Consider the following 25,423-nt stretch of genomic DNA (forward strand, 5'->3'; position numbering starts at 1 on the left):
TCACACAGCTCACGTTTTGGTGACTTCATCGGAAAAATTAACTTACTGGGCTTAGTATGAAAGATAAGGTTATTTTTGTTGGTGCATCTGGCTTCGTTGGAACCCGACTGATTGAAACAGCACATTCTGAATTCGAGATCAAAAATTTAGATAAACAAGGTAGCCACTTTTATCAAGACATTACTGTTACCGGTGATGTTCGTGAACAAAGCTCTCTTGATGACCATTTCTTCGGACAAAACACCGTAGTGCTACTTGCAGCTGAACACCGCGATGACGTAAGCCCAACTTCGCTCTACTATGATGTGAATGTTCAGGGAACGCGTAACGTCCTGGCTGCAATGGATAAGAATGGTGTTAAGAATATCATTTTCACCAGTTCTGTAGCTGTTTATGGTCTTAACAAAAAAAATCCTGACGAAACCCATCCTATAGATCCCTTCAATCATTATGGTAAGAGCAAATGGCAGGCGGAAGAAGTCCTGCGTGCCTGGCATAATGAAGCGCCTGAAGAACGTTCTCTGACTATCATTCGTCCTACCGTAATTTTCGGTGAGCGAAATCGTGGCAATGTCTACAATCTCCTTAAACAGATTGCCAGTGGTAAATTTGCGATGGTAGGAGCAGGTAACAATTACAAATCTATGGCTTACGTCGGCAATATTGTTGAGTTCATCAAGTACAAACTCCAGAATGTTGAGGCCGGTTATCAAGTCTACAACTATGTTGATAAACCTGATCTCAATATGAATCAGCTAGTATCCGAAGTTGAAAAAAGCTTAAGCAAAAAAATCCCATCTGTTCACTTACCCTATCCGGTAGGGATGCTTGGCGGCTTCTGTTTTGATGTTTTGAGCAAAATCACGGGTAAAAAGTACTCAATCAGTTCGGTGCGGGTGAAGAAATTCTGCGCAACGACACAGTTTGATGCGAGTAAGGTACATGCTTGTGGTTTTGTTGCACCTTACACCTTGTCGCAAGGTTTGGATCGTACTTTGCAGTATGAATTTGTCTCCGCTAAAAAAGACGATATCACTTTTGTTTCTGAGTGAGGGAAGGGCGCACCAGGGGTGATTCAGCGGGAGTAATCCGATTCAGACTTACCTTGGTTGCATGTATTCTACAGGAACGTACATTTTCTTTACGAGATGTAGTTGGTGGAATAATCATCTGACATTTACTCGTATGTAAATTTTTGATGGATATGCATTTGCCAGTGACTATAATCCCTCAACTATCATAGGTGGGCAGAATATGATTAATTTGAAAGCAGTGATTCCGGTTGCCGGTTTGGGTATGCATATGTTGCCTGCAACAAAAGCTATCCCGAAAGAGATGCTACCGATTGTAGATAAGCCAATGATTCAATACATTGTTGACGAAATCGTAGCTGCCGGTATCAAAGAAATCGTGCTGGTAACGCACTCTTCAAAGAATGCTGTAGAGAACCATTTCGACACATCTTATGAACTGGAAGCCTTGCTTGAGCAGCGCGTTAAGCGCCAGTTGCTCGCAGAAGTCCAGTCTATCTGCCCTCCGGGCGTGACGATTATGAACGTCCGCCAGGCTCAACCTTTAGGCCTTGGTCACTCGATTTTGTGCGCCCATCCGGTCATCGGTGATAATCCATTCGTTGTAGTATTACCTGACGTTATTCTTGATGGCGCCAGTGCGGACCCATTGCGCTATAATTTAGCAGCCATTGTTGAGCGTTTTAAAGAGACGGGCCGCAGCCAGGTTCTGGCAAAACGAATGCCGAACGTCGATCTGTCTGAGTACTCAGTAATTACGACCGAAGAGCCACTTCAAAATGACGGGCAAATTGGCCGTATCGTTGATTTTGTGGAAAAACCGGATCAACCACAGACTCTGGATTCTGACGTGGCTGCTGTTGGTCGCTATGTGTTGTCTGCGGATATCTGGCCTGAACTTGAGAAAACCGAACCAGGTGCCTGGGGCCGTATCCAACTTACCGATGCCATCGCTGCGCTGAACCAAAAACAAGCGGTTGAAGCGGCATTGATGACAGGTGAAAGCTACGATTGCGGCAAGAAAATGGGGTATATGCAGGCGTTTGTGCAATATGGTCTGCGCAACCATAAAGAAGGCCAGAAGTTCAGGGATAGCATTCAGAAATTACTGGCTCGTTGATTCTTTTGTAATCGATGATGATCAAAGTCTGATGAAAAGAACGGCAGTCGATAGTCGTGGGGGAGTTACAGTTTTGTAACTTTTCTGCTGCTGACTGCCGTTTTTATTGGGTAAAATCAGATATAGGATTTTTCCGATGAAATAGTGCATATTCGATTATTCATCAACGTGACTATTCGAATGAGTATCAACATTTAGCCATCTATTCGTTGAACAGGATGGTAAGAGAAGAATTTCAGTCCACTGGTAGCTGTTGAGCCAGGGGCGGTAGCATGGTTGCTATTTTCTCAACGTTAAATTATTAATTTCGAAAATGCATGTAACTAAAAGGTTGAGCCATGTTTTTCTCAAAACTAAAAAGAAATATTTCTATTCTGAAAACAAATCTAAAATCTACATTATATAAAAACAGAAATAAAAGTACTTCATTTGGGAAAAGAACAATATTATTTTCACCTGTGACAATAACTAACTCAGTAATTGGTGACTATACTTACTTTGCTGGTAGTGCTCATGTCAATAATACAACAATCGGCAAGTTTTGCTCAATTGCTGATGATGTGAGAATTGGATTAGGAACTCATCCAATTAATTTATTTTCCACGCATCCTATATTTTATTCAAATAAAAGTAGGTTGCCATATATATTGGGAGATATTAACTATGCTCTTGCCGAGAAAATAAAAATTAATGAAACAAAACCAATCAACATAGGGAATGATGTTTGGATAGGTGTAGGGGCGATTATTATCGATGGGGTAAATATTGGTGATGGAGCAATTATTGGTGCAGGTTCAATAGTGACCAAAGATGTTTCATCTTATACAATAGTCGCAGGAGTTCCAGCGAAAGTCATTAACCACCGGAATATTAATCATGACAAATGGTGGGATTATAATGATGAACAACTCATTGAGTATGTAAACACCATGCTGGCAAAAGGAATGTTTGAAGATGTATGAGTTGATTTATAGAGTGAAAAGGAAATTAACTTGCTTAATTACTGGTAAATTGTATTCGCTATCATTCAATTCGTTTGGTCGGAAAAGTACAATTTACCAACCAGACCTTTTGCAAGGCGTGAGATATTTTGAGATAGGTGAAAATACCCATATTCAAAAAGGTTTATGGGCATTAGCGTTAAAAATAAATAGTAAATCCCCTTTATTAAAAATAGGTAGTAATGTTTATATTGGTAGATATTGTCATTTGGTTTCAGTAAGCGAATTAATTATCGAAAATGATGCACTGATTGCTGACAAAGTATATATTTCAGACAATGTGCATGAATATACTAATATTAATAAAGCCATTGCTAAACAACCAGTTGCACTAAAACGAGAGGTAAGAATTGGTCAGGGATGCTGGATTGGGGAAAACGTAAGTATTATCGGTGCTAATGTTGGTAAGAATTCTGTCGTTGCAGCTAATTCTGTGGTTGTCAAAGATGTTCCTGATTATACAGTTGTTGCTGGAGTACCTGCTCGAGTGATAAAAAAATATTGTTTTGAAAGAAAAGAATGGATAGCAGAAACAAATCAATGAGATGTATTAAAACTTATATGATTTAAGGTTTGATATAATCCCTGCTTGATGATCCATAAATGATGAACTATATAATTTACTGCTCAATAAAATCGATTAAATAGTATAAAGCTGAAGAGATACAATATGAAAATTTTAGTTACTGGCGGTGCTGGATTTATTGGGTCCGCTGTTGTTCGCCATATCATCGAAAATACAAACGATGAAGTCATAAATGTAGATAAGCTAACATACGCTGGTAATCTTAGTTCAGTTGCTGATGCTTCAACCAGTGATCGGTATCAATTTGTACAAGCTGATATTTGTGACAAAGAAGCTATCGATTCAATTTTCGAATTACATCAACCTGATGCAGTCATGCATTTAGCCGCAGAAAGTCATGTCGACCGCTCTATTTCTGGCCCCGGTGAGTTCATCGAAACCAATATCACTGGCACATATGTACTGCTTGAAACTGCCAGAAAATATTGGATGTCATTGCCAGAATCTCGTAAAAATGCATTCAGGTTCCATCATATCTCAACTGATGAAGTTTATGGCGATTTGCCACATCCTGATGAGTGGGACAGTAATGAGCCATTGCCATTATTTACAGAAAAAACATCATATGCCCCAAGTAGCCCTTACTCTGCTTCCAAAGCGGCAAGCGATCACTTAGTCCGGGCATGGCAAAGAACATACAACATGCCAACAATTGTGACCAATTGCTCGAATAATTATGGCCCTTATCATTTCCCTGAAAAATTAATTCCTCTGATTATCCTTAATGCACTGGAAGGCAAAAATTTGCCGATCTACGGAGAAGGCGATCAAATTCGCGATTGGTTGTATGTAGAAGACCATGCTTGTGCATTATATAAAGTCATTAGCGAAGGCGCGATTGGTGAAACATACAACATCGGAGGTTTCAATGAAAAGAAAAACATTGAAGTTGTTGATACCATTTGCGATATCCTCGATGAATTAATGCCTAAAGAGACATCATATAAATCGCAGATAACATATGTTGCCGATCGACCTGGTCATGATCGTCGCTATGCAATTGATGCATCTAAAATTAATAAAGAATTAAACTGGCTTCCAAATGAAACATTCCAAACCGGTATAAGAAAAACAGTTGAATGGTATTTAAGTAACACCGAGTGGGTCAACAATATAAAAAATGGTACCTACCAAGACTGGATAGCTAAAAACTATACCCAGAGAAACTAACTAAATTTCTGATGTAATAATTAACTAAGCAATGAGGAAATGATGGCAATTCGTAAAGGAATTATATTGGCTGGTGGTTCAGGTACTCGTTTATATCCTGTAACGATGGCTGTTAGTAAACAACTATTACCCATTTATGACAAACCAATGATTTACTATCCACTAAGTACGCTAATGCTTGCGGGGATTAAAGATATTCTAATCATAAGCACCCCACAAGATACACCAAGGTTTGAGCAGTTACTTGGTGATGGTAGCCAGTGGGGATTAAATTTATCCTATAGAATTCAAGAAAGCCCTGATGGTTTAGCCCAGGCATTTATAATTGGTGAGGATTTCATTGGTGAGGATAATTGCGCACTAATACTTGGAGATAATGTTTACTACGGTCATGATCTGCCTAAAGAACTGGAACAGGCTGTTACAAAAACCGAAGGAGCGACCGTATTTGCTTATCATGTCAAAGATCCTGAGCGATACGGTGTTGTTGAGTTTGATGAGTCAGGGAAGGCCATTTCACTTGAAGAAAAGCCTAAAAAACCAAAAAGTAATTATGCTGTTACTGGCCTTTATTTCTTTGATAACAAAGTTGTCAAAATGGCAAAGAGCCTTAAACCATCAGAGCGTGGTGAGTTAGAAATAACAGATATTAATCGTCTTTACTTAGAAAATGGTGAATTATCTGTAGCTATTATGGGTCGTGGGTACGCTTGGTTAGATACTGGGACACATGAAAGTTTGATAGAAGCTGGCAACTTTATTCAGACTATTGAATCAAGACAAGGGCTTAAAGTATCTTGTCCGGAAGAAATTGCTTATCGCATGCATTTTATTGATAAAGAACAATTAAAAAAATTGGCAAAGCCACTTAGCAAAAATGAGTATGGCAAATACCTGCTCAATTTGGCTAGGGATTAATCAATATCAGTGTGTTAAATCGAAGAAGAGTAAATTATTTAATGAAAATTATAGAAACAGGTCTTAAAGACGCCATTGTTATTGAACCCAGAGTTTTTAAGGATGAGAGAGGGTATTTTTTTGAGCTTTATCAGCAAAAAAGATACGAAGACGCTGGTATTAAACTCCCTTTTGTTCAGGACAACCGCTCACGTTCTACAAAAAATGTATTGAGAGGCCTACATTTTCAGAAAAATAAACCTCAAGGCAAGCTCGTTACGGTTACCGAAGGGGAAGTCTTTGATGTTGCTGTCGATTTAAGGCCTGATTCTCCTACTTTTGGTAAGCATCATTCTGTGATCCTTAGTGGTGAAAATTTCCTTGAGTTTTATATCCCTCCGGGATTTGCACATGGTTTTTGTGTATTGAGTGAAGTTGCATGTTTCCAATATAAGTGCACAGATTATTATGACCCAACCGATGAAGGTGGGCTTATCTGGAGTGATTCTGAACTTGGTATAGAGTGGCCAATTAATTCTCCTGTTGTATCGGGGAAAGATCAGGTTTTGCCTTTATTCGACCAAATAAAAGAAAACATAATTAAAGGGTGGAAGTAAATGGCACATTATACTGTCATAGGTGGTAAAGGTTTTATTGGTTCTCATATAGTAAAAAAATTAGAAGATACTGGGAAAGATGTTTGGGTTCCTTCGCGAAATGACGACTCAATTTACACAAAAGATTTAGGTATTGTAATCTATTGTGCTGGTAATGGTGACTGTGCAAAAACACCGTTCAACGTAGTTGAAGCGAATATAACCTTATTGGCTAAGGTTGTTGAGAAAGCCAATTTTGAAAAATTAATTTACGTTTCTTCTACACGCGTTTATATGAACGGTCCAGGTTCTTCAGAAAATGATGATCTGGTGGTATGTAACGATGATAACAGACGTCTCTTTAATATTACAAAACTTGCAGCAGAAGAGTTATGTATCCGAAGCGGGCGAAATGTTGTTATTGTACGACCAAGTAATGTTTATGGTTTAGCTTTGAACAGTACATTATTTCTTCCCTCTATTATTCGTCATGCGATTAATAATGGAGAGGTTAATATGTTTGTAAGGCCAGAATATACTAAAGATTATGTTTCAGTCGATGATGTTGCAGATGTAAGCATTTATCTGTCCAAAGTAATTACAGCAAATCAGCATGTATTTAATATAGCTTCAGGTTACAATACAAATGCTCAAGCAATAGCAGATGTATTAGTACAACATACGCAATGTGAAATTAACTGGCATGAAGTCAACTTCCCACGTGAGTATTTCCCGGAAACAGACATATCTGCGATAAAAGCTATTTATAAAGATTATACTCCGCGAAATGTGCTTAAAGATCTGGAGTATATGATCAGGAATTTCAAGAATGAACTTGGCAGAGTTGAATGAGTGGGTTTAATAGACTGATTAAAAATTCTGTAGCTAATATTATAAATGGTTTTTCAAATGTGATTATGGGGATTGTTATATCTCCATTACTTTTGCATAAACTGACCACAACTGAATTCTCTGTGTGGTCATTAGCTCTTCAGGCAGGAGCATTGATTGGAATTATTGGCTTTGGACTGCAAATCACGGTTGGACGATTCGTTTCACTGCATCGAAGTGATCAATTTCAGTTAAGAAGTGTGCTGTATAACTCTAAATTAGTTTCATACATTCTTGCATCTATGATGCTAATTTTGGTATTAGTTATTAACCATTACTACTCTTCCTTTTTTACCGCAATACCGGTTGAATATCAAAAACAAGCTAAAACTACTTTTTTGTTAATCTGCATATCTTTTATCATTAATAATATATCTTCTATTTATTTAGGATATTTTACAGGTATTGAAAGAAACGATATTACTGCTTCTGTGAATCTTGTATTCAAAACGATACTGGGTGTTTTTATTGTATTCATAGCAAAATATGGTATTTTTGCAATGTGTATTGTTTATTTCTCAATTAACCTTATTAATCAGATTTTCTTTTTCTATATTTTTAATAGGAACTTGGGGAAAGACGCAACAAAAAAAACAATGAATGCTGTAGTAATAAAGAAGATTGCAATTTTTTACATTGGATTGTTAATATGGAATATTGCACAGTTTCTAATCACGGGTATAGGAACATTCACCGTTGGTAAATTCGCTTTTAACGAACTTGCTGGTTATGTACTTGCCATGACACTAATCAATGCGGTAGTGGGTATAATTGGGGCAATAACCAGTCCGATTATACAACCTATGCTTCGTTTATATAATGCTGGAAAAGTTCAGAACCTTGAAAAGCTAGTTGTATTACTATCGCTACTGTATGCATTTATTGTTTATATTGCATATTTTGTATCATCTAACATTTCCGGGTGGATTCTTAATTTGTGGTTGGGGCACGATTTATCTGTGCACATAGAATCATCTTTTACACTCTTACTTACGGCATTTTTAATCAGGATGATCGCGGCACCTTACGGGATGATGCTGGTGGCTTTCGGTAAGCAGTTGTCAGTTGCTTACCTCCCTTTACTGGAGGGGGTAATAAATTTTACACTCTCTATATTTTTCGTGAAAGAATATGGAGCCGTAGGTATTGCTTATGCAACAGCAATATCTGGGATGTCTATAATGGTTTTCTATGCATTTAAATTTTATAGAGAGTCTGAAATAAGAGATGGACTGATATTTACATCATTTTTAATAATACCAGCAACTATTTCTGTTTTGATGTTAGTTAATTATTACTTTGCGCATTCGCTATATGGCAAGTATATACACATCAGTCAACTTGCATTAAGTCTTATATCCTTAATTTTGGTCGCTATTCTAATTAGAAAAATTAAATCTATAGTTGATTAATTATATCTAACAATACATTATCTGTATGTAATACATAGAAAGGGTGTTTAATACATAGTAAATATGATGAAAATTGGCTTGGTTACAGTGCTTTATAATTCCCCTGCGGTTTTGACCGATTTTTTCTCTAGTTTAGCAGTGCAGAATTACAACGAATATTGTTTATATGTTGTTGATAATAGTTCATCGTCTGAGTCATTGAATTTAGCCAGAAAACTGAGCGCTGAATTATTTATCAATGTTAAATTTATCGATAATCAAGGTTCAAATGTTGGTGTCGCTGCTGGTAATAATCAAGGCGCGAGAGAAGCATATGAAGATAATTGCGATTATATCCTTTTTCTTAACAACGATCTGCTCTTTGAAAACCCAAATATCCTCAAATCATTAGTGATATATGCAGATAGTCAAAAAATGGATATGGTCAGCCCAACCATTTTGAATTATCCAGAAAAAAAAGTATGGTACTGTGGTGGATATTTTGATGAGTGGAAGTCGTTAGCTCCTCACAAAGATATCGATACCGCTTATAATGCTGCAAATTTCCCACCGGTACATCAACACGATTATGCTCCAACTTGTTTTTTGATGGTGTCACGTCATTTATGGGATACGATCGGAGAGATGGACGAGAAATATTTTGCTTATTATGATGACACTGATTTTTTATATCGTGCTCGTAAAGCTGGATTTGTTGTTAATGTTATATCTGATTTAATAATTTATCATAAAGTCGGATCTTCAACTGGTGGTGACTTATCTTATTTTGGCATGTACCATTTGACCCGAAATAGATTGTATTTTATTCGAAAAAATTTACATGGACTTAAAAAAGCTTATTCATTATCCTATTTGTTTCTAACTCGATTATATATGCTGATTTTTACTTCCAATAGACAGAAGAAAGCAATTCGTAAAGGATTGATTGATGGTTTACGTATGAAATGAGAATGAGATGAAAATTAATACTAACGCTTTTTATCTTTCAATCATTGCAGGGATAATGATTTTTCTACCATCAATGTTGATGATTCTGTTCCACCAATCTTCTTTTACATTGGGAATAGTGGCTAGTTCTATAGTTATAATCTGTGCATACTGCCTGGTTAGCCGTAAAAGAGCAACACTTGAAAGAAAAACATACTCGTTGTTGCTATCGATTGTTTTTTTGAGTTTATTTTTATTATTGCATTTTATCATAGTTTATTATTTTCCTGCCTCAGGGATATTTCCTCCTGATGTACCCAAATTCATTATAAGCTTCTGCTTTATTATGATATGTACTGTTGCTGCATTTATAACAAAAATAGTCATCGATGACACTTTGGAGCATGAAGTTCATATTGCATTACGAATTATTTTATATATTCTTATTTTTAATGCACTTATTAGTATATCTAAAATTGACTTCTTCAATAGTGGTTTGGCAAAACCAACTTTTTTGTTTCAAGAGCCTTCTCATTTTGCTTTGGTATGTGCACCTTTATTAATGTATTTTTCTTTTACAAATATTAAAAGTCCGTTGAGATTATCACTACTCCTTTTATTTGGTTTGTGGGGGGGGTACATACAAAACTTCACAATGATTCTTGCCGTACTACTTGCATATTTAATTACTACAAAAAGTTTATTACCTTCATTCTTTATAATTATACTTATGTCTATTCCTGTATATATATTTATAGAAAGTGATTTCTTCTCATATTATAGAGACCGTTTAGATTTAGCTGGAGATAGCCAGAATTTATCATCTTTGGTGCTGCTGCAAGGATGGGAAAATTCATTTCTTACATTAAGAAAAAGTTTGCTGGGTGTTGGATTTCAACAGTACGGGACATCAACGCTTTATGGTGATATATCTGAGAAGATATACTCGATGCTGCATATTTATATAAACACATTTGATGCAGGGTCAACAGCGCCGAAAATAATTGGAGAATTTGGCATCTTTGGTATTGTACTAGTTCTTACCTATTTATGGGGGTGGTGGAAAATATTTAAACTTGTCAGACGGAATAGGTTTACAGGCAGTAAAAAATTCTTGCTTTTTAGTAGTGTATATTTATCTAGTTTCCTGGAATTTTTCGTACGTGGAGCCGGTTATTTCACTCCCAGTATGTTTTTCTTTATCGTTTCTGTCATGTATTTCATATCAAATAATAAATTTAAAAAGAGAGTTTGTCATGAAGTTAATTATTGATGGTGTAATCGAAAATTTGCAAAATGGTGGTGGATGCACAGTTTATTTTGATCAGATATTATCTTTTTATCAAAAGCACAATAATAAACTTAACTATATTAGATACGAAAATAGTCATGAAAATATAACATTGAATGGATCTGCTACAAAAACTTTCAGACGAGAACTTCGTGTTTTAGAAAGATGGAGAGATGTTGATCTGACAGAATTTGGTAAAGATAATATATTTCATTCAACACACTATCGTTTACCGGTAAATAAAAAAAACAATAAAATAATTACCACTGTGCATGATTTTACTTACGAAATTTATCGCAAAGGTCCCGCGCAATGGATGCATTCATGGCAAAAAAATAGGGCTATCACTAAAAGCGATTTAGTTATTTGTGTCTCTCATAATACAGCCAGAGATTTGATGAAGTATTCGCCAATTAATGAGAGTAAAATCCGTGTGGTACACAATGGCGTATCTGATAGTTATTATAAAATTGAAGGCATTGATAAAACTAATGAGGTCTTATTTGTTGGCGCCAGAGGCTGGTATAAAAATTTTTCAATGGCCGTGGATGCACTTGCACTAATTCCTTCCTTGACGTTAAGTATCGTAGGCGGTGGCGCACTAACAAAAGAAGAAATTGCAATGCTGGATCAAAAGATCCCAAATCGCTACAAGCATTTGGGGCGAGTGAGTGATGAGCAGTTAAACAAAATATATAACCGTGTATATTGTCTTCTTTATCCATCATCTTACGAAGGATTTGGTATTCCAGTTATTGAAGCAATGCGGTGTGGGTGCGTTGTAATTGCGGTTAATGAATCTTCCATACCAGAAGTAGCCGGGAACGCAGCTTATTTATTAGACAAGCCTAATCCTTTAGCCATTGCTGATGCTCTGAAAGAGTTATCAAATTCAAGTGGTTATACAAAATTACAGCATGCTGGGTTACTTCAAGCACTTAATTTTTCTTGGGAAAAATGCTATGAAGAAACTCAAGCAGTTTATAATGAGTGCCTCTGATATGTTAAATATGATTCAACACTATGGAATATTGGGTTTAATTAAATTAATTTTTGATAAATTTATTACATTTTTTATTTTTAAAAATGCCAGAATAATTCGTAGACCTTTTGATGTTCGCGGTAAGAAAAAAATGTCAATCGGCCCAGGGTTAACAACCGGTCGGTATTGTAGGCTTGAAGCACATGGGGTAGATGACCAATATTCTTTAGTTATTGGCCGGGATTGTCAGATTAATGACTCCGTACATATAGCTGCGGCAGAAAGCGTTAAACTGGGTGATAATGTATTGATTGCCAGTCGTGTTTTCATTACCGACTTAAATCATGGTGTCTATAAAGGTGATTTGCAATCTCACCCTGATATCATTTGTAACGAAAGAACATTGCATACTAATCCTGTTGATATAGGATCAAACGTTTGGTTGGGTGAAGGTGTAGTGGTTCTCCCTGGTGTTAGTATTGGCTCCTCATCGATAATAGGTGCTAATTCTGTAGTTACAAGAAGTATACCGGCTAATTCTATCGCCGTTGGGAATCCAGCGAAAATTATTAAACATTTTGATTTTAATTTAAATAAATGGGTAAGTGTTAATGATTAATGATAGTACTGCTTTATTTATTTGCCCTGACTTCTTCGATTATAAAAAATACATAACCCAGGAATTGTCCTCTAAGTATAAAAAAGTTATTAGCTTGTCAGACCGCCCTGCCTGTTCTTCAATTGCGAAGGCCCTAATTAAGTATAATGCCCCAGTTTATTCTTCTGCGATAGCCGCTAAATATAGCCAACATATCATTAACCTGATAGAAAATGAGCTTCCGAATATTTCAGATGTTATCATTATAAAGGGTACTTGTATTACACCTTCGTTTATTGAGCAGTTGCGGAGCAAGAAAAATGACATCAATATAGTGTGTTATTCATGGGACTCAATTTCCAACATCAAGACGTTTATTTCTCTTGCTGAAAAAGCCGACAAGTCTTTTACTTTTGATCTAAAAGATAGTGTTGATTATAAGTTGAATTATCTACCGCTATTTTATGTAGACCATGCTGTTTGTGTTGATATTTCAGATGCGTCTGATTCTACTATAACAAATAACATTTTTGACTACACATTTATAGGAAGCTACCACGGAGATCGTATTCGTGTGCTATCCAAGTTTTTATCAAAGAAACCCAATTCGAAAAGTTTTATAAAAATATATTTTCAGAGCTATTTGCAGTATTTATTTTATTTGGCCACCGACTCATCTTTACGTTCATGCTCTAAAGAATGGATTACTTTCAAGCCGCTATCGCGCGTTGAGCTAGAAGCAAAAGTAGAATGCAGTGAAGCTATTATTGATATTCATCATTCAGGGCAAACAGGTCTAACGATGAGGACCTGGGAAACGCTTCATGCAGGACACCGATTGATAACTACTAACCCTGTCGTTCTTTTGCACACTACAACTAAATTAGCAACGGTAATTGATCGTGACAGCGGTACAGAGTGGGAAAGTGATCAATGTGAAAAATATCGGTACGAGTTGCTGAAATTAGTTCCACACTCGGTAAGTTATGAAAGTTTGCCATTGTCCGATTGGATCATGGCGCTGCTAATGAAGAGCTAAAAAATGAGTATTTTTCCCGTAATTATGGCTGGCGGAAACGGTAGCCGCCTATGGCCGTTGTCCCGTGTGCTTTACCCAAAACAGTTCCTGTGCCTGAAAGGGGAACTAACGATGTTGCAAACAACCGTCAGCCGACTGAATGGCGTCGAATGCGAAAGCCCGGTGGTGATTTGCAACGAACAGCACCGTTTTATCGTCGCCGAACAACTACGCCAGCTTGATAAGCTCACAAATAATATCATTCTTGAACCTGTTGGTCGCAATACCGCACCGGCTATCGCGCTTGCAGCACTGGCGGCGGTGCGCAATCAGCCACAAAATGACCCGCTGATGCTTATTCTGGCAGCTGATCATATTATTCAGAATGAAGAAGCTTTTCGAAATGCGGTACGCAACGCTTTGCCATATGCGGAAGCCGGGAAATTGGTCACATTTGGCATAATTCCCGTTCAACCTGAAACAGGATATGGCTATATCCGTCGTGGTGATGAGCTTAATTCTCAATGCGTAGGCACTGGTTTTAATGTTGCCGAATTTGTCGAAAAACCGGATCTTGACACCGCGCTGGCCTATGTCGCCAGCGGCGAATATTACTGGAATAGCGGCATGTTCCTGTTCCGTGCCGGGCGCTACCTCGAAGAGCTGAAAAAATTCCGCCCGGATATTCTCAGCGCCTGCGAAAAAGCGATGGCGAATATCGACCCGGATCTCGACTTTGTGCGCGTTGACGAAGCGGCGTTCCTGGCGTGCCCGGATGAGTCTATCGACTACGCCGTGATGGAAAAAACTGCCGATGCGGTGGTGGTGCCAATGGATGCGGGCTGGAGCGACGTGGGTTCATGGTCTTCTCTTTGGGAAATCAGCACCAAAAACCAGCAGGGTAATGTGCATCACGGCGATGTGATAAGCCACAATACCGAAAACAGCTACATCTATGCGGAATCCGGCCTGGTGACTACCGTCGGCGTGAAAGATTTAGTGGTGGTACAAACTAAAGATGCGGTTCTGGTTGCAGACAGGAATTGCGTTCAGGATGTGAAAAAGATCGTCGAAGAACTGAAAGCAGCGGGTCGCCACGAGCACCACAACCACCGCGAAGTGTACCGCCCGTGGGGCAAATACGACTCCATCGATGAAGGCGAGCGCTACCAGGTAAAACGCATCACCGTGAAACCGGGCGAAGGTTTGTCTTTGCAGATGCACCACCACCGCGCCGAACACTGGATTGTGGTGGCGGGTACCGCGAAAGTCACACTGGGTGAAGAGACAAAATTGCTGGGCGAAAACGAGTCCATCTACATCCCGCTTGGCGTGACGCACTGCCTGGAAAACCCCGGCAAAATCCCGCTCGACCTGATTGAAGTGCGTTCCGGCACTTACCTCGAAGAAGACGACATCGTGCGTTTTCAAGACCGTTACGGGCGTATCTAGCCAATAAAAATTTGATGAGTCCCCGCAGACCACTCTGCGGGTTGGGTAACTGTTGCCCGAAGGAGACTGAAAAGTGCAAAAACTGACCTGTTTTAAAGCCTACGACATCCGTGGTCGCCTGGGCGAAGAGCTGAATGAAGACATTGCGCAGCGCATTGGCCGCGCCTATGGCGAGTACCTGAAACCGAAAACCATCGTACTGGGTGGCGATGTGCGCCTGACCAGTGAGCGACTTAAACTGGCGCTGGCTAAAGGATTGCAGGATGCGGGCGTGGACGTGCTGGATATCGGCCTGTCCGGCACCGAAGAAATCTATTTCGCCACCTGGCATCTGAATGTGGACGGCGGCATTGAAGTCACCGCCAGCCACAACCCGATGGACTACAACGGCATGAAACTGGTGCGCGAAGGCGCTCGCCCAATCAGCGGCGACACCGGCCTGCGCGACGTGCAGCGTCTTGCGGAAGCCAATGACTTCCCGCCAGTTGATGCTGCAAAACGTGGCAGCTACCAGAAGATTTCGGTGGTTAAGGCGTATATCGACCATCTGTTCACCTACATCAACGTGGCCAATATCAAGCCACTGAAACTGGTGATTAACTCTGGTAACGGCGCGGCTGGCCCGATTGTCGATGCTATCGAAGCCCGCTTTAAATCACTCAATGTGCCGCTGACGTTTATCAAAGTGCACAACCAGCCTGACGGTAATTTCCCGAACGGTATCCCGAACCCGCTGCTGCCGGAGTGTCGCGACGACACCCGCAATGCGGTGATTGAACACGGAGCGGATATGGGGATTGCCTTTGACGGCGATTTCGACCGCTGCTTCCTGTTCGATGAGAAAGGGCAGTTCATTGAAGGCTATTACATCGTCGGCCTGCTGGCGGCGGCCTTCCTGGAAAAACAGCCGGGGGCGAAGATTATTCACGACCCGCGTCTGTCGTGGAACACGGTGGATATCGTGGAGCGCGCAGGTGGCACACCGGTGATGTCGAAAACCGGGCACGCGTTTATCAAAGAGCGCATGCGTCAGGAAGATGCGATTTACGGCGGCGAAATGAGCGCCCACCACTATTTCCGTGATTTTGCCTACTGCGACAGCGGGATGATCCCGTGGCTGCTGGTGACGGAACTGCTGTGCCTGAAAGGCAAAACCCTGGGCGAACTGGTGCGTGACCGCATGGCGGCGTGGCCGGCGAGCGGGGAAATCAACAGCAAGCTGGCCGATCCGAAAGTCGCCATTGAACGCGTACAGCAGCACTTTTCGCCGCACGCGGAAGAGATCGATAACACGGACGGCGTGAGCATGGCGTTTGCCGACTGGCGCTTTAACCTGCGCAGCTCAAACACCGAGCCGGTGGTGCGCCTGAATGTGGAATCGCGCAATAACAGCCAGCTGATGGAAGAAAAAACAGAAGAAATCCTGAAACTGTTGCGGCAGTAAGGTTTGACCATATTGAATGATAGTTCATCAGTAGGTGAGCATGGTTGATCAAACTCTACCCACACCCTACAAACCTGAGTTAACATCAAGACAACATTAGTACGGCGTTGAAGTCGTAGTAACCTTCCAAAAGACAGGAGTTTGTAATGTCCAAACAGCAGATCGGCGTCGTTGGTATGGCCGTGATGGGGCGCAACCTTGCGCTGAACATCGAAAGCCGTGGCTATACCGTTTCCGTGTTCAACCGTTCTGGCGATAAAACTGAAGAAGTTATCGCAGAGAACCCGGGCAAGAAGCTGGTTCCTTACTATACGGTGCAAGAGTTTGTAGAATCGCTCGAAACTCCACGCCGCATCCTGTTGATGGTTAAGGCTGGAGAAGCCACGGACAAGACCATTGATTCTCTCAAGCCATATCTTGAAAAGGGCGATATCTTGATTGATGGTGGTAACACCTTCTTCCTGGATACCATCCGCCGTAACCGTGAACTTTCTGCGGAAGGTTTCAACTTTATCGGTACCGGTGTTTCTGGTGGTGAAGAGGGCGCATTGAAAGGTCCTTCTATCATGCCTGGCGGTCAGAAAGAAGCTTACGAACTTGTTGCCCCAATTTTGAAGCAAATCGCTGCTGTTGCTGAAGATGGCGAACCATGCGTTACCTATATTGGTGCTGATGGCGCTGGTCATTATGTGAAGATGGTTCACAACGGTATCGAATATGGCGATATGCAGCTAATCGCTGAAGCCTATTCACTGCTCAAAAATGGCCTGAACCTGTCGAACGAAGAGTTGGCAACAACCTTTACCGACTGGAACAAAGGCGAACTCAGCAGCTACCTGATTGATATCACTAAAGACATCTTCACTAAAAAAGATGAAGAAGGTCACTATCTGGTTGATGTGATTCTTGATGAGGCAGCGAACAAAGGTACAGGCAAGTGGACTAGTCAGAGCTCGCTGGATCTGGGTGAACCACTGTCTTTGATCACCGAATCTGTATTCGCACGTTATATCTCTTCTTTGAAAGAACAACGCGTGGCAGCTTCTAAAGTGCTTAGCGGCCCACAGGCTAAGCCTTTTGCTGGTGATAAAACTGATTTTGCCGAAAAAGTGCGTCGTGCATTGTATCTGGGCAAGATTGTTTCTTACGCGCAAGGTTTTTCCCAACTGCGTGCAGCATCTGAAGAGAATAACTGGGATCTCAACTACGGTGAGATTGCTAAGATTTTCCGTGCTGGCTGCATTATCCGTGCTCAGTTCTTGCAGAAAATTACTGATGCATATGCAGAAAATCCGGCTATCGCAAACTTGCTGCTGGCACCATACTTCAAGCAAATTGCTGATGAGTATCAGCAGGCATTGCGTGATGTAGTTTCTTACGCAGTACAAAATGGCATTCCAACCCCGACTTTCTCTGCTGCGATTTCTTACTACGATAGCTACCGTTCAGCAGTTTTGCCTGCTAACCTGATTCAGGCGCAGCGCGACTACTTCGGCGCGCATACCTATAAGCGTACCGATAAAGAAGGCGTGTTCCATACCGAATGGCTTAGCTAATCACGTTAGCGCGTGTGTTGATAAATTCAACGGTCCCTTCTTGGGGCCGTTTTTTTAAGATTTTACTGGTGCGCTAATAATCAAAAATATTATAAATTTGGTGCATCACATATGATCTGGCCATACAAGATTTGTATGTAATTTGTGCACTCGAGACAAGTATTTAATTTTCAATCAAAAACTGCATTTCTACATTTGTTGTTCTAATCTACAATTCGCAATGAACGTTCGGTGAATCACTTTTCCTAGGGTAACCATGAATCAAGATAATAATAATGTGGTAAAAAATCACATTAGTGAGCCAGCAGAAACAATTGATTTAATTGATCTTATTATGCAGTTGTGGAAAGGCAAAGTCACCATCATCGCTTTTGCTGTTCTTGCTATCGTTCTTGCAGTTATCTATCTATTCGTCGCTAAAGAGAAATGGACCTCTGAGGCTATCGTTACACTTCCTGATTCAGGGCAGATAGCGAACTACAATAATGGAATGAATGTTCTGTATGGCGCTGGCGCTCCAACGATTGTTGATATTCAAGAGCGTTTCTTTGGTCGCTTCAACTCTGCCATCTCCGCTTTATCTGAGCAGTTAGACAACCAGGAAAAACCGGAAAAACTGACTATCGAAGAGTCAGTTAAAGGTCAACCAGTGCCACTGAAAGTAAGTTATGTCTCTACGAGTGCGGCAGAAGCGCAAAAAACACTCACTACTTATATTCAGCAGATCAATAAAAGGGTTGTCACTGAACTGGACGATGACTTGAAAACCAGCATTAACTCTAAAGTCGAGGATCTGAATGTAGATTTGGCGACTAAAGAGAAAATCGCTCAAGAGAAGAAAGACAAGCGTCTGGAGATTTTGAATCAGGCATTGATCGTTGCGCAGCAATCCAATATCAAGAATACCCTGGTTCAGCAGGCTGAAACGCTGTCGGAAGATACCTTGTTTGTTTTGGGTAGCGATGCGCTTTCAGCGACCATAAAGAATGAAGCGACGCGTCCTCTGCCGTTGGATGATAGCTATTTTAATGCTCGTCAATCCTTACTTGCCATTAACGCATTGAAATCTAAACCAGAAGCAACGTACGCGTTCCGCTATGTCATGAAACCAACCTTACCGATTCACCGCGACAGCCCTAAAAAGGGTCTGACGCTAGTCCTCGGAGCGTTAGTCGGTCTGATTCTTGGCTCTGGCGTGGTGCTCGGTCGTAACGCGTTACGCAATTACAAACCAGTTGTCTAAGCACTAATCTAAGATACACAAAAGGCCGCGATTGCGGCCTTTTTAACATCCCAAAAACTACTTATGCCTTTCCCGCAAATTCTCAATCACCGCGCTCAAATCGAGATCCTGATCCTGCAACAGCACCAGCAAGTGATACACCAAATCCGATGCCTCATTCTTCAGCTCAAAGCGGTCATTCACTGTCGCCGCCAGCGCAGTCTCAACGCCTTCCTCACCGACTTTCTGCGCGATGCGTTTAGTGCCACTCGCATACAATTTGGCGGTGTATGAGCTTTCCGGATCGGCAGTTTTGCGCGATGCCAACAGTTCCTCTAGCTGATACAAGAAGTGCCAGTCGTGATGCGTTTCGCCAAAGCAGCTTGAGGTGCCGAGGTGGCAGGTCGGGCCGATAGGATTCACCAGCACCAGAAGCGTGTCGTTATCGCAATCTGGTGCAATGTTCACCACGTTAAGGAAGTTGCCCGAGGTTTCGCCTTTGGTCCACAAGCGCTGTTTGGTGCGCGAGAAGAAAGTGACCTTGCCGCTTTCAATCGTTTGTGCCAGAGCTTCAGGATTCATGTACCCCAGCATTAGCACTTCACCCGATTTCGCGTGTTGAACAATCACCGGCATCAATCCGTCGATTTTTTCCCAGTCCAGTTGGTTTTGCTGCTCTTGTGTTAGCACACTCTTATCTCCACGCCTTGCTGAGCCAGGTATAATTTCAGCTCGCCAATATTAATAATTTGTTTATGGAACACGGATGCCGCCAGCGCACCGTCAACGTCCGCATCACGGAAGGCTTCGAGGAAGTGTTCCATGGTTCCCGCGCCACCGGAGGCAATCAGCGGCACGCGGCAAACTTCACGCACTTTCTTTAATTGCTCCAGGTCGTAACCGTTACGCACGCCATCCTGGTTCATCATATTAAGTACGATTTCCCCGGCACCGCGCTTTTGCACTTCCTGCACCCAGTCCACGGTTTCCCACGAGGTCACGCGAGTGCGGCTTTCATCGCCGGTATATTGATTGACGTGATATTTCCCGGTTTCGCTATCAAACCAGGTATCAATACCCACCACAATACATTGCACGCCAAAACGTTCCGCCAGGCGAGTAATCAGTTCAGGGTCGGCCAGGGCAGGGGAGTTGATAGAGATTTTGTCTGCGCCGAAGGAAAGAATTTGTGCGGCATCGTCAATCGACTTAATACCGCCCGCCACGCAGAACGGAATATCGATGACTTCCGCCACGCGTGACACCCAGCTTTTATCAACCACACGCCCATCGCTGGATGCGGTGATATCGTAAAACACCAGTTCGTCGGCACCTTCGGCAGCGTAACGTTGCGCAAGTGGCACGATATCGCCGATGATTTCATGGTTGCGGAATTGCACACCTTTTACGACTTGCCCGTCGCGTACGTCCAGGCAAGGAATTATCCGTTTTGCCAGCATGAAATCGCCTCCGTTACGTTGAATTTCCCTTCCAGTAATGCCCGCCCGACAATCACTCCCTGCACACCGGTTCCACGCAGAGCCGCGATATCATCAAGTCCGCCAATACCCCCGGAAGACTGGAATGCCACCTGCGGATAACGCGCGCACACTTCTTCATAAAGTGAAACGTTTGAACCCGCCAGCGTGCCATCGCGGGAAATATCGGTGCACAACACATGTTTGAGTCCGACGGGGAGATACATCTCCACCAGTTCTTCGAGCGATACGCCAGAGTTCTCTTGCCAGCCGCTCACCGCGACCTGTTTATTGCCTTGTTCGTCGATGCGTACATCGAGCGCCAGGACCAGCGCATCGGCACCAAAACGTTCAAACCAGCCTTTCACAATCTCGGGTGATTTCACCGCCGTTGAGCCAACCACAACGCGGGCCACGCCCGCTTCAAGCAACGCCGCAACATCTTCCTCAGTGCGTACGCCACCGCCAACCTGCACCGGAACATTCACCCCGGCTACCAGCGTTTTAATCAGCGGGATCTGGCGTTTTGCCGGGTCTTTCGCTCCGGTTAAATCCACCAGATGCAGCACTTGCGCACCTTGCGCTTCGTAATCTTGCAGACGAGGAAGCGGGTCATTGCCGTAATCGCGCTGTTGGCCGTAATCCCCCTGGTGGAGGCGCACCACTGTGCCATCAATTAAATCAAGAGCCGGAATAATCATGGTGCTTACATCTCCAGGAAGTTTTTCAGTAATTTTGCGCCTGCGGCACCCGAGCGCTCCGGATGGAACTGCACGCCGAAGAAATTATCTTTTTGTACAGCGGCGGTGAAAGCTTCACCGTAACTGGCCTGCGCGATGGTATTCGCACAAACAGGCATCGCGTAGCTGTGCACAAAGTAAAAATAATCGCCGTCGTCAATGCCACGGAACAGGCGGTCGCCCGCTTTGGGATAGACGCGGTTCCAGCCCATATGCGGCAAAGGCAAACCGTGGTCGGTCATTTTCAGCACCGGTTCGTCGATGATGCCGAGCATGTCGATGCCATTGCTTTCATCACTGCGAGAGGCCAAAAGTTGCATCCCGAGGCAAATGCCGAGCACCGGCTGGGTACAGGCTTTAATCAGCTCAACCAAATCGCGCTCACGAATCTGATCCATCGCCGCCTGCGCGGTTCCCACGCCGGGTAAAAACAGTTTATCGGCGCGCAGCACCACATCCGCGTCGCGGCTTACCATAGGCTCATAGCCATGGCGCTGAATCGCCGCTTTTACCGAGTGCAGATTGGCGCATCCTGTGTCCAGAATCACCACGTTCATTACAACACTCCTTTAGAGGAGGGCAGCGTGTCACCTTCGACGCGAATCGCCTGGCGCAGTGTGCGACCAAAGACTTTAAACAGGCTTTCGACACGGTGATGGTCGTTTTTGCCTTTGGTTTTAAGGTGCAGCGTCACGCCCATGGTGTAAGAGAGCGAACGGAAGAAGTGTTCGACCATTTCAGTGCTTAAATCGCCAACGCGCTGGAAGTTGTACTCGGCTTTGTATTCAAGGTGCGGGCGGCCAGAAATATCCAGCGCGCAGCGGGCCAGGCATTCGTCCATCGGCAGTGTGAAGCCGAAACGTGTAATCCCGCGTTTGTCACCGAGGGCGATTTTCAGCGCTTCACCCAGTGCCAGACCGGTGTCTTCTACGGTGTGGTGATCGTCGATATACAGATCGCCTTTCACGCTGATATCCATCCGGAAGCCGCCGTGGGTGGCAATCTGGTCCAGCATGTGGTCGAAGAAACCGACGCCGGTGTTAATTTTGCTACCGCCTTCGCGGTCAAGCCAGACCTGCACGTCGATTTGCGTCTCTTTCGTGGCGCGTTCCACGTGTGCGTAACGGTCACGTTTGGTCAGTTGGTCGCTGATGGCAGACCAATTCAGCGTTTCGCCGTGGTAACGCAGCCCCTGAATGCCCATGTTCTCGGCCAGTTCAATGTCCGTTGCACGGTCGCCAATCACGTAGCTGTTAGGTTTATCCAGCACACCTTCTTCCAGGTAGCCTTTCACCATCGCCAGTTTAGGCTTGCGGCACTCGCAGTTGTCGGCAGGAAGATGCGGGCAAATCAGTACGTCATCAAAGCTCACACCCTGCGAGCTAAACACCTGCATCATCAGGTTGTGCGGGCCATCGAAATCCGCCTGCGGGAAGCTCTCCGTCCCTAAGCCGTCCTGATTGGTGATCATCACAAGCTTGTATCCTGCTTTTTGCAATTGCAGCAGGGCGGGGATCACAGCTGGCTCAAACGCCAGTTTGTCCATGCGGTCCACCTGGAAATCAGAAGGAGGCTCGGAAATTAAAGTGCCGTCACGGTCGATAAAAAGTATTTTCTGGCTCACACGCCCTCCGTGGCCGTTAGGCCGGGTTGTTCACGCAGCGCAGCAATAGTGCGCTCGCACTCGGTACGGGTGCCGACGGTAATCCGCAGGCAGCCGCTTAACGATGGTTGTTTATTTTGGTCACGTAGGATAATGCCCTGATCCCACAGAGATTTGAACACTGCACTTGAAGCGGTGATGCGCGCCAGCACATAGTTGGTTTCAGAGTCAAAAACTTGCTCAACGCAGGCCACGTCCTGCAATGCCGAGATCAGATATTGGCGATTGACTAAAATTTCGGCCACCCGCTCGCGCATCGCATTGATACCCTGCGGGCTTAACGCCTGAGCGGCGATATCCGCAACCGGCGTTGAAAGCGGGTAAGGGGCAATCACTTTCATCAGCAAGTTAATCACTTCTTCGTTGGCCAGCGTAAAGCCGCAGCGCAGGCCAGCCAGCGCAAAGGCTTTGGAAAGCGTGCGCAGCACCACAAGGTGCGGATACTCATTCAACCAGCCAGCCAGAGTCGCCTGCGGGCAAAACTCAATATAGGCTTCGTCCGCAACCACTAAGGCTTTACCGCGAGCCATTTCCAGCAGCACGCGGAAATCTTGCGGATTGATTAACTGCCCCGTCGGGTTATTCGGGCTGCAAACGTAAATGACTTTTACGCCTTCAATATTCTCCGCAATGGCCGGTAAATCGAGCTGCCAGTCTGCCAGTGTCGGTACGACGCGGCATTCCACGTTGAAGGCTTCGCTGCTCACGCTGTACATACCGTACGTTGGTGGGCAGTAGAGAACGGCATCTTTGCCCGGCTCGCAGAATGCACGGATCAACAGTTCGATACCTTCGTCTGCGCCACGGCTGACCAGCACTTGCTCAGGTTTCACGCCTGCGTATTCGGCGTAACGTTCGATAACCAGTTTCGGCTGGCATTCAGGGTAACGGTTCAGCGTCTGCTGCGTTAATTCAAATTCAACTGCGGTCGGATATTCGTTGGCGTTCAGCCACACATCACCATTGCCACCCAGGCGGCGAGCCGACTGGTAAGGGGTCAGGGCGCGAACGTTCTCACGGGCTAACTCTTCAATGCTCATTGCATCTCCTTCAGCGCTGCAACACGCAGGGTAACGGCGTTTTTGTGGGCATCCAGCAGCTCGGCGGCGGCCAGCGTTTCAATGGTTTTAGCAAGGCTGGCGAAACCTTGCGGCGAGAGTTCCTGAACCGTCATGCGTTTCTGGAAATCAGCCAGACCCAGGCTCGAACAGGTCGATGTATAACCGTACGTTGGTAGCACATGGTTAGTACCCGAAGCGTAGTCGCCAGCTGACTCCGGCGACCAGTCACCGAGGAACACGGAACCGGCGCTGGTGATGCTATCCACCAGGTCGCGGGCATTACGCGTCTGAATAATCAGGTGCTCCGGGCCGTACTGGTTAGAAATCTCAATACATTGCTCTAAATCGCGGGCCACTATCAGGCGGCTGCTTTCCAGTGCTTTACGCGCCGTTTCAGCACGCGGCAGTGCGGCAAGCTGGCGTTCGACCGCTTCGGCTACGGCTTGCGCCATCTGCGCATCCGGCGTCAGCAAAATCACTTGCGAGTCCGGGCCGTGTTCAGCCTGTGAAAGCAGGTCGGATGCCACGAAGTCAGGCGTCGCGCCGCTGTCGGCAATCACTAAGACTTCAGACGGGCCAGCCGGCATGTCGATTGCCGCGCCATCAAGACGCTGGCTGACCTGGCGTTTAGCTTCGGTCACAAAAGCGTTGCCTGGCCCAAAAATTTTATCCACTTTCGGAATGCTTTCGGTGCCCAGCGCCAGCGCAGCGATTGCCTGCGCACCGCCAACCTGAAACACTTCCTGCACGCCACACAGTTGCGCGGCATACAGAATTTCATCGGCAATTGGCGGCGGTGAACACAGCACCACTTTTTTGCAACCCGCAATCCGCGCGGGAGTGGCAAGCATCAATACGGTTGAAAATAGTGGCGCCGAACCGCCTGGAATATATAAGCCAACGGACGCCACCGGGCGAGTCACCTGCTGGCAACGCACGCCTGGCATGGTTTCGATATCCACCGGCGCGAGCTGTTGCGCGACGTGGAATTTCTCGATATTCGCCACGGCCACGGCCATCGCATCTTTAATTTCTGAACCCAGACGCGCTACCGCCGCGGAAATTTCCTGCTCACTGACTCTGAGTTGCTGCACTTCAGTTTTATCAAACTTTGCGCTGTATTCACGTAGAGCCACATCGCCGTTGGCTTTCACATTATTCAGGATGTCCGCGACCGTGCGGGTAATGCTCTCGGATGCCGAAATTGCCGGGCGCGTCAGCAGCGCATTTTGTGCCGCCGCATCGCATTCATTCCAGTCAATCAACGTATTGAAGTTTGCCATGGTG

The 25,423-nt window shown here is 43.9% G+C and carries 25 protein-coding genes; 18 read left to right on the forward strand and 7 right to left on the reverse strand.

What is annotated here, in order from left to right:
- Nucleotides 1-56 precede the first annotated feature (56 nt).
- From DY231_RS07835 to wzzB, 18 genes are all read left to right on the forward strand, one after another.
- Nucleotides 57-1,052 (forward strand): NAD-dependent epimerase/dehydratase family protein, encoded by a 996-nt coding sequence (locus DY231_RS07835; protein ID WP_115627884.1) that lies wholly within the window; start codon nucleotides 57-59, stop codon nucleotides 1,050-1,052.
- Between the two features lie 202 nt (nucleotides 1,053-1,254).
- On the forward strand, nucleotides 1,255-2,151 hold the full coding sequence (galF, locus tag DY231_RS07840) for a UTP--glucose-1-phosphate uridylyltransferase GalF (RefSeq protein WP_115627885.1): 897 nt from the start codon (nucleotides 1,255-1,257) through the stop codon (nucleotides 2,149-2,151).
- Nucleotides 2,152-2,489: 338 nt separating this feature from the next.
- On the forward strand, nucleotides 2,490-3,113 hold the full coding sequence (locus tag DY231_RS25555) for a CatB-related O-acetyltransferase (protein WP_115627886.1): 624 nt from the start codon (nucleotides 2,490-2,492) through the stop codon (nucleotides 3,111-3,113).
- Nucleotides 3,106-3,696, forward strand: coding sequence for an acyltransferase (locus tag DY231_RS07850; RefSeq protein WP_115627887.1), 591 nt, complete (start codon nucleotides 3,106-3,108; stop codon nucleotides 3,694-3,696). The genes DY231_RS25555 and DY231_RS07850 overlap by 8 nt, the downstream gene beginning before the upstream one ends.
- A 126-nt stretch (nucleotides 3,697-3,822) precedes the next feature.
- Nucleotides 3,823-4,908 (forward strand): dTDP-glucose 4,6-dehydratase, encoded by a 1,086-nt coding sequence (gene rfbB / locus DY231_RS07855; RefSeq protein WP_115627888.1) that lies wholly within the window; start codon nucleotides 3,823-3,825, stop codon nucleotides 4,906-4,908.
- A gap of 42 nt (nucleotides 4,909-4,950) precedes the next feature.
- Nucleotides 4,951-5,826 (forward strand): glucose-1-phosphate thymidylyltransferase RfbA, encoded by an 876-nt coding sequence (rfbA, locus tag DY231_RS07860; RefSeq protein ID WP_115631790.1) that lies wholly within the window; start codon nucleotides 4,951-4,953, stop codon nucleotides 5,824-5,826.
- 41 nt (nucleotides 5,827-5,867) lie between these two features.
- Nucleotides 5,868-6,422 (forward strand): dTDP-4-dehydrorhamnose 3,5-epimerase, encoded by a 555-nt coding sequence (gene rfbC, locus DY231_RS07865; RefSeq protein ID WP_115627889.1) that lies wholly within the window; start codon nucleotides 5,868-5,870, stop codon nucleotides 6,420-6,422.
- On the forward strand, nucleotides 6,423-7,253 hold the full coding sequence (locus DY231_RS07870) for an NAD-dependent epimerase/dehydratase family protein (protein ID WP_115627890.1): 831 nt from the start codon (nucleotides 6,423-6,425) through the stop codon (nucleotides 7,251-7,253).
- Nucleotides 7,250-8,704 (forward strand): oligosaccharide flippase family protein, encoded by a 1,455-nt coding sequence (locus tag DY231_RS07875; RefSeq protein ID WP_115627891.1) that lies wholly within the window; start codon nucleotides 7,250-7,252, stop codon nucleotides 8,702-8,704. Before DY231_RS07870 ends, DY231_RS07875 begins: the two co-directional genes overlap by 4 nt.
- Before the next feature lie 66 nt (nucleotides 8,705-8,770).
- A complete protein-coding gene (locus tag DY231_RS07880) occupies nucleotides 8,771-9,652 on the forward strand; it encodes a glycosyltransferase family 2 protein (RefSeq protein ID WP_218568333.1) in 882 nt (293 codons plus the stop codon).
- Between the two features lie 7 nt (nucleotides 9,653-9,659).
- Nucleotides 9,660-10,904 (forward strand): hypothetical protein, encoded by a 1,245-nt coding sequence (locus DY231_RS07890; protein ID WP_147295633.1) that lies wholly within the window; start codon nucleotides 9,660-9,662, stop codon nucleotides 10,902-10,904.
- The gene (locus DY231_RS07895) at nucleotides 10,888-11,922 is read left to right on the forward strand and encodes a glycosyltransferase family 4 protein (RefSeq protein ID WP_115627895.1); all 1,035 of its coding nucleotides are present in this window, start codon (nucleotides 10,888-10,890) and stop codon (nucleotides 11,920-11,922) included. The genes DY231_RS07890 and DY231_RS07895 overlap by 17 nt, the downstream gene beginning before the upstream one ends.
- Nucleotides 11,885-12,523 carry a DapH/DapD/GlmU-related protein gene (locus DY231_RS07900; RefSeq protein WP_256682649.1) on the forward strand — a complete coding sequence of 213 codons (639 nt, stop codon included), beginning with the start codon at nucleotides 11,885-11,887 and terminating at the stop codon, nucleotides 12,521-12,523. Before DY231_RS07895 ends, DY231_RS07900 begins: the two co-directional genes overlap by 38 nt.
- On the forward strand, nucleotides 12,516-13,541 hold the full coding sequence (locus tag DY231_RS07905; protein WP_115627896.1) for a WaaS/CpsH family glycosyltransferase: 1,026 nt from the start codon (nucleotides 12,516-12,518) through the stop codon (nucleotides 13,539-13,541). The genes DY231_RS07900 and DY231_RS07905 overlap by 8 nt, the downstream gene beginning before the upstream one ends.
- Before the next feature lie 3 nt (nucleotides 13,542-13,544).
- The gene (gene cpsB / locus DY231_RS07910) at nucleotides 13,545-14,972 is read left to right on the forward strand and encodes a mannose-1-phosphate guanyltransferase (RefSeq protein WP_115627897.1); all 1,428 of its coding nucleotides are present in this window, start codon (nucleotides 13,545-13,547) and stop codon (nucleotides 14,970-14,972) included.
- A gap of 73 nt (nucleotides 14,973-15,045) precedes the next feature.
- Nucleotides 15,046-16,416 carry a colanic acid biosynthesis phosphomannomutase CpsG gene (gene cpsG / locus DY231_RS07915; protein WP_115627898.1) on the forward strand — a complete coding sequence of 457 codons (1,371 nt, stop codon included), beginning with the start codon at nucleotides 15,046-15,048 and terminating at the stop codon, nucleotides 16,414-16,416.
- Nucleotides 16,417-16,562: 146 nt separating this feature from the next.
- Nucleotides 16,563-17,972, forward strand: a complete 1,410-nt coding sequence (gene gnd, locus DY231_RS07920; RefSeq protein WP_115627899.1) for an NADP-dependent phosphogluconate dehydrogenase — start codon at nucleotides 16,563-16,565, stop codon at nucleotides 17,970-17,972.
- Between the two features lie 256 nt (nucleotides 17,973-18,228).
- Entirely contained in the window at nucleotides 18,229-19,215 is a 987-nt protein-coding gene (gene wzzB, locus DY231_RS07925) for an LPS O-antigen chain length determinant protein WzzB (RefSeq protein ID WP_115627900.1), read from the forward strand.
- 57 nt (nucleotides 19,216-19,272) lie between these two features.
- Here wzzB and hisIE read toward each other — a convergent pair whose 3' ends face one another.
- From hisIE to hisD, 7 genes are read right to left on the reverse strand one after another with little or no spacing between them, the layout of a single operon-like run.
- The gene (gene hisIE / locus DY231_RS07930; RefSeq protein WP_115627901.1) at nucleotides 19,273-19,884 is read right to left on the reverse strand and encodes a bifunctional phosphoribosyl-AMP cyclohydrolase/phosphoribosyl-ATP diphosphatase HisIE; all 612 of its coding nucleotides are present in this window, start codon (nucleotides 19,882-19,884) and stop codon (nucleotides 19,273-19,275) included.
- Complete coding sequence (gene hisF / locus DY231_RS07935) at nucleotides 19,878-20,654, reverse strand: imidazole glycerol phosphate synthase subunit HisF (RefSeq protein WP_115627902.1); 777 nt, start codon at nucleotides 20,652-20,654, stop codon at nucleotides 19,878-19,880. Before hisF ends, hisIE begins: the two co-directional genes overlap by 7 nt.
- Nucleotides 20,636-21,373: a 1-(5-phosphoribosyl)-5-[(5-phosphoribosylamino)methylideneamino]imidazole-4-carboxamide isomerase gene (gene hisA, locus DY231_RS07940; RefSeq protein ID WP_115627903.1), complete on the reverse strand. Its 738-nt coding sequence runs from the start codon at nucleotides 21,371-21,373 to the stop codon at nucleotides 20,636-20,638. The genes hisF and hisA overlap by 19 nt, the downstream gene beginning before the upstream one ends.
- Before the next feature lie 5 nt (nucleotides 21,374-21,378).
- The gene (gene hisH, locus DY231_RS07945; RefSeq protein WP_115627904.1) at nucleotides 21,379-21,969 is read right to left on the reverse strand and encodes an imidazole glycerol phosphate synthase subunit HisH; all 591 of its coding nucleotides are present in this window, start codon (nucleotides 21,967-21,969) and stop codon (nucleotides 21,379-21,381) included.
- Nucleotides 21,969-23,036, reverse strand: coding sequence for a bifunctional histidinol-phosphatase/imidazoleglycerol-phosphate dehydratase HisB (hisB, locus tag DY231_RS07950; RefSeq protein WP_115627905.1), 1,068 nt, complete (start codon nucleotides 23,034-23,036; stop codon nucleotides 21,969-21,971). The genes hisH and hisB overlap by 1 nt, the downstream gene beginning before the upstream one ends.
- Entirely contained in the window at nucleotides 23,033-24,115 is a 1,083-nt protein-coding gene (gene hisC, locus DY231_RS07955; protein WP_115627906.1) for a histidinol-phosphate transaminase, read from the reverse strand. The genes hisB and hisC overlap by 4 nt, the downstream gene beginning before the upstream one ends.
- A complete protein-coding gene (hisD, locus tag DY231_RS07960) occupies nucleotides 24,112-25,419 on the reverse strand; it encodes a histidinol dehydrogenase (RefSeq protein ID WP_115627907.1) in 1,308 nt (435 codons plus the stop codon). The genes hisC and hisD overlap by 4 nt, the downstream gene beginning before the upstream one ends.
- Nucleotides 25,420-25,423: the final 4 nt, after the last annotated feature.

It is taken from the genome of Buttiauxella agrestis (assembly GCF_900446255.1).
GTDB classification, from domain to species: Bacteria; Pseudomonadota; Gammaproteobacteria; order Enterobacterales; family Enterobacteriaceae; genus Buttiauxella; species Buttiauxella agrestis.

What these genes read in the sequence shown, in the direction of transcription:
- rfbA (WP_115631790.1), top strand. Translation starts at nt 4,951, where the DNA reads ATGGCAATTCGTAAAGGAATTATATTGGCTGGTGGTTCAGGTACTCGT.
- DY231_RS07880 (WP_218568333.1), top strand. Translation starts at nt 8,771, where the DNA reads ATGAAAATTGGCTTGGTTACAGTGCTTTATAATTCCCCTGCGGTTTTG.
- DY231_RS07870 (WP_115627890.1), top strand. Translation starts at nt 6,423, where the DNA reads ATGGCACATTATACTGTCATAGGTGGTAAAGGTTTTATTGGTTCTCAT.
- DY231_RS25555 (WP_115627886.1), top strand. Translation starts at nt 2,490, where the DNA reads ATGTTTTTCTCAAAACTAAAAAGAAATATTTCTATTCTGAAAACAAAT.
- cpsB (WP_115627897.1), top strand. Translation starts at nt 13,545, where the DNA reads ATGAGTATTTTTCCCGTAATTATGGCTGGCGGAAACGGTAGCCGCCTA.
- rfbB (WP_115627888.1), top strand. Translation starts at nt 3,823, where the DNA reads ATGAAAATTTTAGTTACTGGCGGTGCTGGATTTATTGGGTCCGCTGTT.
- DY231_RS07895 (WP_115627895.1), top strand. Translation starts at nt 10,888, where the DNA reads ATGAAGTTAATTATTGATGGTGTAATCGAAAATTTGCAAAATGGTGGT.
- gnd (WP_115627899.1), top strand. Translation starts at nt 16,563, where the DNA reads ATGTCCAAACAGCAGATCGGCGTCGTTGGTATGGCCGTGATGGGGCGC.
- hisC (WP_115627906.1), bottom strand. Translation starts at nt 24,115, where the DNA reads ATGAGCATTGAAGAGTTAGCCCGTGAGAACGTTCGCGCCCTGACCCCT.
- DY231_RS07905 (WP_115627896.1), top strand. Translation starts at nt 12,516, where the DNA reads ATGATTAATGATAGTACTGCTTTATTTATTTGCCCTGACTTCTTCGAT.
- wzzB (WP_115627900.1), top strand. Translation starts at nt 18,229, where the DNA reads ATGAATCAAGATAATAATAATGTGGTAAAAAATCACATTAGTGAGCCA.
- DY231_RS07835 (WP_115627884.1), top strand. Translation starts at nt 57, where the DNA reads ATGAAAGATAAGGTTATTTTTGTTGGTGCATCTGGCTTCGTTGGAACC.
- galF (WP_115627885.1), top strand. Translation starts at nt 1,255, where the DNA reads ATGATTAATTTGAAAGCAGTGATTCCGGTTGCCGGTTTGGGTATGCAT.
- DY231_RS07850 (WP_115627887.1), top strand. Translation starts at nt 3,106, where the DNA reads ATGTATGAGTTGATTTATAGAGTGAAAAGGAAATTAACTTGCTTAATT.
- DY231_RS07890 (WP_147295633.1), top strand. Translation starts at nt 9,660, where the DNA reads ATGAAAATTAATACTAACGCTTTTTATCTTTCAATCATTGCAGGGATA.
- hisD (WP_115627907.1), bottom strand. Translation starts at nt 25,419, where the DNA reads ATGGCAAACTTCAATACGTTGATTGACTGGAATGAATGCGATGCGGCG.
- hisF (WP_115627902.1), bottom strand. Translation starts at nt 20,654, where the DNA reads ATGCTGGCAAAACGGATAATTCCTTGCCTGGACGTACGCGACGGGCAA.
- DY231_RS07900 (WP_256682649.1), top strand. Translation starts at nt 11,885, where the DNA reads ATGAAGAAACTCAAGCAGTTTATAATGAGTGCCTCTGATATGTTAAAT.
- hisA (WP_115627903.1), bottom strand. Translation starts at nt 21,373, where the DNA reads ATGATTATTCCGGCTCTTGATTTAATTGATGGCACAGTGGTGCGCCTC.
- DY231_RS07875 (WP_115627891.1), top strand. Translation starts at nt 7,250, where the DNA reads ATGAGTGGGTTTAATAGACTGATTAAAAATTCTGTAGCTAATATTATA.
- rfbC (WP_115627889.1), top strand. Translation starts at nt 5,868, where the DNA reads ATGAAAATTATAGAAACAGGTCTTAAAGACGCCATTGTTATTGAACCC.
- hisH (WP_115627904.1), bottom strand. Translation starts at nt 21,969, where the DNA reads ATGAACGTGGTGATTCTGGACACAGGATGCGCCAATCTGCACTCGGTA.